The organism is Paraburkholderia sp. SIMBA_030 (genome assembly GCF_046535245.1).
GTDB lineage: Bacteria > Pseudomonadota > Gammaproteobacteria > Burkholderiales > Burkholderiaceae > Paraburkholderia.
This window is the reverse complement of record NZ_JAWRXB010001412.1, coordinates 1-244: the sequence shown is the minus strand read 5'-3', so window position 1 is coordinate 244 and position 244 is coordinate 1. Positions and strand designations below refer to the sequence as shown.

1 protein-coding gene is annotated in these 244 nt (G+C 43.0%); it reads left to right on the top strand.

The window, feature by feature from the left end:
- Window positions 1-17 precede the first annotated feature (17 nt).
- Window positions 18-140 (top strand): AraC family transcriptional regulator, encoded by a 123-nt coding sequence (locus SB772_RS44685; protein WP_410839114.1) that lies wholly within the window; start codon window positions 18-20, stop codon window positions 138-140.
- The last annotated feature ends 104 nt before the right edge of the window (window positions 141-244 follow it).

The following is a 244-nucleotide window of genomic DNA, read 5'->3' as shown; positions in this document are numbered from 1 at the left end:
CAGGTTTAGCCCATGAACTGGGGTATACAGACCAATCCCATCTAAGCCGGGAATTTAAACGCTATACGGGAATCACACCCGCCGAATTCACCCGGAAAACAAAGCGCGAGAAACAAGCGTCTGATGGTCATATTATTTGATACTCAAAACAAGAATCAACCAAAAAACTTCCTATCAGTTTCAATCATCTTCATCGTTCTTTTCGCCAAAGAAAAATCTGCTCAATCCGCAAGATCAGCGAGAG